The organism is Actinoplanes sp. NPDC051411, from assembly GCF_040682075.1.
GTDB lineage: Bacteria > Actinomycetota > Actinomycetes > Mycobacteriales > Micromonosporaceae > Actinoplanes.
Genome location: NZ_JBFBAD010000013.1, coordinates 120,750 through 127,508 on the forward strand (window position 1 = coordinate 120,750; position 6,759 = coordinate 127,508).

At 67.3% G+C, this 6,759-nt stretch carries 7 protein-coding genes, 1 tRNA gene and 1 rRNA gene; 4 read left to right on the forward strand and 5 right to left on the reverse strand.

Going from position 1 to position 6,759, the window contains the following annotated elements:
• Nucleotides 1-71: 71 nt before the first annotated feature.
• The 4 genes from AB0M88_RS10205 to AB0M88_RS10220 all read left to right on the forward strand — a co-directional run bounded on the left by AB0M88_RS10205 (nt 72) and on the right by AB0M88_RS10220 (nt 2,638).
• Nucleotides 72-875 carry a MerR family transcriptional regulator gene (locus tag AB0M88_RS10205; RefSeq protein ID WP_364098394.1) on the forward strand — a complete coding sequence of 268 codons (804 nt, stop codon included), beginning with the start codon at nt 72-74 and terminating at the stop codon, nt 873-875.
• Between the two features lie 11 nt (nt 876-886).
• Nucleotides 887-1,255, forward strand: coding sequence for a VOC family protein (locus AB0M88_RS10210; RefSeq protein ID WP_364098397.1), 369 nt, complete (start codon nt 887-889; stop codon nt 1,253-1,255).
• Between the two features lie 85 nt (nt 1,256-1,340).
• A complete protein-coding gene (locus tag AB0M88_RS10215) occupies nt 1,341-1,613 on the forward strand; it encodes a hypothetical protein (RefSeq protein ID WP_364098400.1) in 273 nt (90 codons plus the stop codon).
• A gap of 479 nt (nt 1,614-2,092) precedes the next feature.
• Nucleotides 2,093-2,638, forward strand: coding sequence for a hypothetical protein (locus tag AB0M88_RS10220; RefSeq protein ID WP_364098403.1), 546 nt, complete (start codon nt 2,093-2,095; stop codon nt 2,636-2,638).
• Nucleotides 2,639-3,611: 973 nt separating this feature from the next.
• Here AB0M88_RS10220 and AB0M88_RS10225 read toward each other — a convergent pair.
• From AB0M88_RS10225 to rrf, 5 genes are all read right to left on the reverse strand, one after another.
• Nucleotides 3,612-3,926, reverse strand: a complete 315-nt coding sequence (locus AB0M88_RS10225; RefSeq protein WP_364098406.1) for a helix-turn-helix transcriptional regulator — start codon at nt 3,924-3,926, stop codon at nt 3,612-3,614.
• Nucleotides 3,923-4,318, reverse strand: a complete 396-nt coding sequence (locus tag AB0M88_RS10230; RefSeq protein WP_364098408.1) for a type II toxin-antitoxin system RelE/ParE family toxin — start codon at nt 4,316-4,318, stop codon at nt 3,923-3,925. The genes AB0M88_RS10225 and AB0M88_RS10230 overlap by 4 nt, the downstream gene beginning before the upstream one ends.
• A 90-nt stretch (nt 4,319-4,408) precedes the next feature.
• A tRNA-Lys gene (locus AB0M88_RS10235) sits at nt 4,409-4,480 on the reverse strand.
• 1,088 nt (nt 4,481-5,568) lie between these two features.
• Nucleotides 5,569-6,525 (reverse strand): NAD-dependent epimerase/dehydratase family protein, encoded by a 957-nt coding sequence (locus AB0M88_RS10240; protein ID WP_364098410.1) that lies wholly within the window; start codon nt 6,523-6,525, stop codon nt 5,569-5,571.
• A 146-nt stretch (nt 6,526-6,671) separates the two neighbouring features.
• Nucleotides 6,672-6,759: ribosomal RNA gene (gene rrf, locus AB0M88_RS10245) — 5S ribosomal RNA — on the reverse strand; the annotation flags it as partial.

Below are 6,759 nucleotides of genomic sequence, written 5' to 3' on the forward strand. Positions count from 1 at the left end.
CGCGCTGCTCGGTCCGGCCGCTATAACACCCGGCTTGCCCTTCCAGCTACGGGAAGGGCTTGACTGGACGCATGACACAGGGAGTCGCGATCGGCGAGTTCTCGCGGTTGTGCCACCTCAGCGCGAAGACGCTGCGGTACTACCACGACATCGAACTGCTGGTGCCCGCGGCGGTCGACGAGACGACCGGCCACCGGCGCTACTCGACCGGGCAGGTCGACGACGCCCATCTCATCCGGCGGCTCCGCGGTCTCGACATGCCGTTGGCGGAGATCCGGCGCCTGCTGGCCCAGCCGGACATCGAGTCGCGGGAGGAGGCGCTGGCCCGACACCTGGACCGGATGGAAGCCGAGCTCGCCCGCACCCACGACGTGGTGATGTCGCTGCGCCGGCTGCTGCGGACACCGCCGGCCGTCCCGGTGGCACATCGCATGTCGGCGGCGTCGGCCGCGCTGTGCATCGGCGCCCACGTGGCCCGCCCGGCGGTCGCCGACTGGTGCGGACAAACCTATCCACGGCTGTACGGCATCCTGGCCGACCTCGGCGTGGACCCGGCCGGCCCGGCCGGCGCGACGTATTCGACCGAGTTCTTCGAACGCGACGAAGGACAGATCGTGGCGTTCGTGCCGGTGCTCCCCGAATCCGTGCCGGCCGCCGATGACCGGTTCGCCGTGCTGCCACAGCAACGGTTGGCGGTGGCGGTGCACGCCGGCCCGTTCACCGACTGCGACCTCACCTACGGACAACTCGGCCGCCACGTCGCCGAGCACGACATCGGACTCGCCGACCCCATCGTGGAGATCTACCTCGTCGGGCCCGCCCACACGAACGACCCCAGCAAATATCAGACCGAGATCTGCTGGCCCATCCAGTGAGGAGCAACAACATGACCGCCCTCGTGATCGCCCACGTGACCGTGGACTGCACACACGCCGCCGACTTGGCCGCGTTCTACGCGGCACTGCTCGACCGCCCGGTCGACGACGGGGCATCCGAATACTTCGCCACCATCGGACGTACGACCGGCGCCCACCCGGTGCTGATGTTCATCAAGGTGCCCGACCGGACGCCGGGCAAGAACAGCATCCACGTGGACCTGCACACACCGGACGTACCGGCCGCCGTCGCTCGCGCCGCGGCGCTGGGCGCCAAGCCGGTCGCCGACTTCGCCGAGTACGGCGCGGTGTGGACCACCATGGCCGACCCGGAGGGCAACCTCTTCGACATCGGCCACAGCGACGCTCCGCTTACCTGAGGCCGGCGAGCACCTGCTTGCCGAACGTCTGATCGATCTCTGCGCTGGGCAGGACCGCGATGCCGTCGCTTGGCACGAAAGAGGAATGGTTTACCTCAACCGAGATCTCAGTCCGGGACGGTTCGAGGCCCTGACCGGCCGAGTCGACATCTTGGACGTGCTGCCCTTGATGCAGGCCGAGGTCGAGGGAGCAACCGGCGGCTTCATGATCGGCAGGCCGCTCGACGGCGCAGATAACTCGCTCGGCTCTGCGCCGTCCACGACGAGTACGCCGCCGGATCACGTCAGGCGGGATGCCGGTCGTATTGCGGCGGCCTCCGAGACCGTCCCGGTCACGCTGGTTCGCGAACTACCTTGACCTTGTTATTGAACGCGACGTGTTGGAGCTGAGCCGGGTACGTCAGCGACAAATGCTCCCGCGGGGCAGCGTTGTCGACCGCTCGGTCGGTTCTTTGCGGCACTGCATCGGTGTCGAGCCGGTGATGCAGTGCCTGCACAGCACCTGGTCGGCGGACCTACTCGCCAAGCGACCGTGGGGGCCGAGGTCCGTGATCCCGCTGATCGACCTCGACCGGCCGTCCCTCAAAACGTGCGGTCGACCATCCGCCCGCGCACGGACAGCGGCATGAGCGGATACCGGAGTGTCGTTCGCTGATCAGGATTTATGACATGGCGAAGTCGGCGACCCACGAGTCGTGATTTCTCAGATCATCGTCGTTGGGAGCGCGGACGGCGAGCACGGGCGGGAGTTTCCACGAAGACCTCCGCAGAGCGACGTCGACGGCCCGTACCGGTCACTTTGACCATGCATTGCGTAGGCGACCGACAATCGACTTCATGACCTTCTCGTCGCGCGGGCCCCAGACGTTCATCGCCAGAGCGGCGACGGTGTTCGGGCTCTACGCCGCGGCGGCGTTTCTCGCTGGGCTTCTGTCATTCGCGAGGCTTCAGGGCGACTTGCCGATACTAGCGTCCGCAATCTTGGTGGTCTTGGCGTTCGCGATCGGCCGGTACCTGCTCCGGGAAGGAGGCTCGACGAGCCCGACCAAGGCTTCGACCTCCTGGAGCCAGTTCGGCGGCATAGTGGCGGGCGCCGTGCTCGTCATCTCGACGTTATTCGGCGTGCACGCGTCCGTTCTAGCGTGTCGTGGAGAAACAGTGTCGGCGACTGTTGACGGCGCATACGCGGCTGGGCGCGGAAGGTCGAGACACTACCTCTACCGGCTTGTCGATGCGGATGGACACCGCGTAGCTGGCTACTTGACGGAGGGATTCAATCAGTTCACCGTCGGCGGCCGCCTCGCGGTGGTCGTTGACCCGGACGGTCTAGTCGAGCCGGAACGGTGGGCGAGGTTGAGGACGCGAAACCCATATGGATCGTAAACGGAATGAGTTTTGTCGCAACCAGTTTCATGGCGCTGTGGAGTGCCCGCAGTCGGCCGCGCGAAGAAGTTCACCGGCGTGGCTCTGGCCCACGGTAGGCGCCTGCCGGGGGCTCAACGAGGCGCCGGGCGAAGTCAGCGCGGTCGGGCCGGAGCCAACCGACGATTCCTGCTGTAACGCGGATTACCGGCGCACTCACATCGGCAAATCCGTGTATGTGATCATGTTGTTGCGAGGTGGTCTGGCTACCCTCGGTGACGGGCTCCCTCGCTGCGGTGGATCGTGGGCGCTGGGGCGGCGGCGCGTCGGCCGTATGGGCTCGGCCCGCGACGTGCAGCTCGCTACCCGGCCTCGTTCGCTTGATCAGCTTGCGGCCGCTCATCCGTGACTGCTTGCCGGCGACCGAGCAGCGAGTCACCAAGCCGGACATGACCTCGGCGCCACGGTCTCTGCGCGGCAACGCCCGTGCATCTGCTCATGTCGTGGCGCTCGCGTGACAGCGCCGCCCGCGCCCCGTGCCCCGGGCGGCCGGGCGGCCAGGCGGCCAGGCGGCCAGGCGGCCAGGCGGCCAGGACCCCTGCCGCTGGCGCAGTGCTGGTCGGGCTTGGTGGAGGTTGCGAGTTCAAGAAGAGTCCTCGAGAACCGAGGGGCTCAGCAGCCCGGGCGCCTGCGCTGGTGTTTCCTCGACGGTCATCGCCTGGCGCCTCGATGGGCGCCGGTGCGGACCCGTGCGAGAGGAAGGTCGCGGGTGCAACTCTGTCCCGCATCGCGTTTCCGCAGCTCAGCGGCACATCTATGGACGGCACAAAACAGACATTCTTCGCGAATGCCATACGGTGGGCCGAACGTTGCACCATGCGAACCGCTCGGCGGTCGTCGTGGGGATGCCGTTGCTAGGACATCTGGCCAGTTCGCGGCGAAAAATGATGGCCAGGCTTCGGCTATCGGCTGCGCGGTGAGCCGGTTCGGTTGGTCAGGCGATCTGTCGAAGGTCGTTGCCGTAGTCGAAGATGATCCGCATCCGAGCACCGAGCGCCCGTGCGTACCGGCTCAGAGTCGCGACCTCGTTCACGTCGAGATCGCCGTTCTCGATCTGGCTGACCCGGCCGGGCGAGACCCCCATCAGCTCGGCGACTTGCCGTTGTGTCATGCCCAGCCGTTTCCGTTCCTCGGCCAGATGGTAGGCGCTGATCCACGCCTCGGTCCGCGCCCGCTCCGCCGCCAAGGCGTCATCGTCCCCGTCGTGCAGCTCTGCACGGAGGTCCTCCCAGTCCTCGAACTCGCTCACGAGTCCTCCCTCCGCTTACGCTCCTCGGCCAGCCACTTCTCGTAGGCGCCCTCGGCGACCGGGATCGCCCTCTTGTACCACCGGTTCCAGTCGCCAGCCTTGTTTCCCGCCACCAACAGGATCGCCTGCGACCAAGGATCGAACACGAACAACACCCTGATCGCGATGTCCCGGCCCGAACGAGGCCGCAACTCCTTGAGGTTGCCGATCACCGACCCCTGAAGCGTGTCGACCATCGGGCGGCCAAGCGCCGGGCCGGTCTCGGCAAGCATGTCGATGGCGACGTTGACCGACCGAAAAACATCCGGATCGGCCTCACGCAACGCTCGTAGCCACGACCGCACGTCAGACGTGGTCTTGATCGACCAGCGACGAGGTGCATCCTGAGGCATGGACCGACTATAGCTCGGGCTAAACATGAACGACAGCGGTTCGCGCACTGCACCTATCGCCGGAGACCCCTCCGCTGGCCAGCATGAAGGTGGGCCGCCCGGGACTCGAACCCGGAACCTAAGGATTAAAAGTCCTCAGCTCTGCCATTGAGCTAGCGGCCCGCGGGCACCAGGCTACCTGAGGCGTCCGCTCGGCGTTACACGGCTTTCCGGTGACCTATGGCTCGGTCGTGGCCAGGCCGCTTCGGACGGCGCGGACGACGGCTTGGACGCGGTCGCGGAGACCGAGTTCGGTGCGGACTCGGGAAACGCGTAGGTCTTGACCGTCTGGAAGCTGATGACCGAGGCGACGGCGACTTTGGTCGTGCAGCCGCCCTGTCGACCCGGTTAGGGATCTCGGGCTCTCGGCGCCAGGGATCTCCAGCGGGGGGCGGGCCTCGTGCCGCGAGCGTGTGCCTCCTCGGCCTCGCGTGCCTGGGGGAAGCCCGGGCGCCTAGACGTGGAGACGCACGTGTTCAGGTTGTTGTCGGCGCCGATTATTGGCCTCCGCCGTGCGTGACGGCGCAGATGCCGTTGGCCACGTCGACCAGTTCCCAGCTGCGCTCACGTTGACGTCGGCCATCCCGAGCCCGAGTTGGGCGGTGCGGTCGGGCAGGTCACCAAGACCCCTCTCGCGCTGCTCGGTCGGCTCGACCGCACGTCGGCCCCAGCGCCAGCACGCCGCCCGCCCTGAACGGCGTGATCGCGAGCCGCGAACGATCAACTGCCGCAGCACGACGCGACGATCACGCCGCTGACCGGGTTTGGAGAGGCGCGGCCGGCCTGGCCCCGGGCAGAGTGTCGGCTGCGAGCGACACTGCCGTGCTGCAAGAGTCTTCGCAACGCCAGCCGGCAACAAGGCCACCATGACCATGTCGCTGATCTGCCGCCGCACCGCGGGCAGCCCTTTGGCGGCCGCGGGCGACCGCGCGAAGTTCCGCTGGCCGTCGAGATGCCGGCCGACATCTGGGCGTGCGCGTTCTGGTCAGCGGCGCCGTCGAGAGGCCCGTCGATGGCACCTCGCGTCGGCCGCACGATTGGTGGATTGGTGGAACCGCCGCGACACCGCCTACGCCCGGAAGAGCGGTTTCGCGATGCGTCGGGCACAGGGCCCGTCAGTGCCGACAGCGGCGGTCACTGTGTCTGTGGCATCGGATCGGGGTGCGCGGACCGGGCGACGGTCGCCCTTCTCAGCAAAGGCATGGTCGCGGTCAAGGACGGGTGTTGCTGGCGGCCGGTGCGAGTTCAGCACGGAAGCCTTCGCGCCAGGATGGGTAGCGGAGTTTCCAGCCGAGCTCGCGCTTGGCCTTTGCGTTGGAGAAGCCGCGGCCCTCGGTCATCATGAAGACGGCCTGGTCGCCGGCGAGAAGGCGGGCCAGCCAGACCGGGACGCGGAAAGGCTTGCCGGCGCCGGCGCACTCGGCCAGGTAGGGCAGCCAGTCGCGGGCCGGGGCCGGGTCGTCGTCGACGATGTTGAAGACGCCGGTCGCGTTTTGCTCGACGGCCAGGACGGTGGCGCTCGCCGCGTCGTCGAGATGGATCCAGGAGCTGTAACCGGAGCCGCTGCCGACTAGCGGGTATTGACGCTTGCGCAGCAGGGTGACCTGGTCGTCGATCGCGCCGGGACCGTAGAAGCCGCCGTAGCGTAGGACCGTGCCTCCGAACTTCAGCACCTTTTCCTCGGCCTGCGCCAGCGTGATCAGCAAAGGGTTGGCAACGGTGCCCGGCATGAGGTTGAGCGGATCGTCCTCGGTCTTGACCCGGCCGCCGCGAGGCTCGCCGTTCCACGCGGCATAGCCCTGGTTGAAGAAGCGGGTCACGCCGTTGGCGGCCGCGGCGGCTAGCAGGTGGTCGAGACCCTCGGAGCGGAGCCGGTTGGTGATGGAGAACCACTTGTCAGGGTGCTTGATGTCGGGCTTGCCGGCATGAGTCATCGAGATCGCGGTCATCTCGTTGACGATCACGTCGGGCCGCGCCGACGTCACCGCCTCGCCGACCGAATCCGGATTCAGGCCGTCCATCACGAGGGCGGTCGCACCCAGCCCTTCGGCCAGGCCGAGCTTGGCCTTGCTCGTCGTCGTCGCGGTCACCTGATGACCGCGGGCCACCAGCTGCGGCACCAGCCGCCGGCCGAGCACACCGGTTCCACCAGCCAGGAAGACGTGCATGATCTTGCCTCCTCAACGCGGAATGTCCCGAACACAAGACACCGCAACGCCGTGATCTGTGACGCCGGCGAGGAAGGAAGAAAAGAAAAGGTCTGTAAACGGCAGTAGGCCCACCCCCGCAGGGGTGGGCCTACTGTTCACGTTGAGTCCGGCGGTGTCCTACTCTCCCACACCCTCCCGAGTGCAGTACCATCGGCGCTGGAGGGCTTAGCTTCCGGGTTCGGAATGAGACCG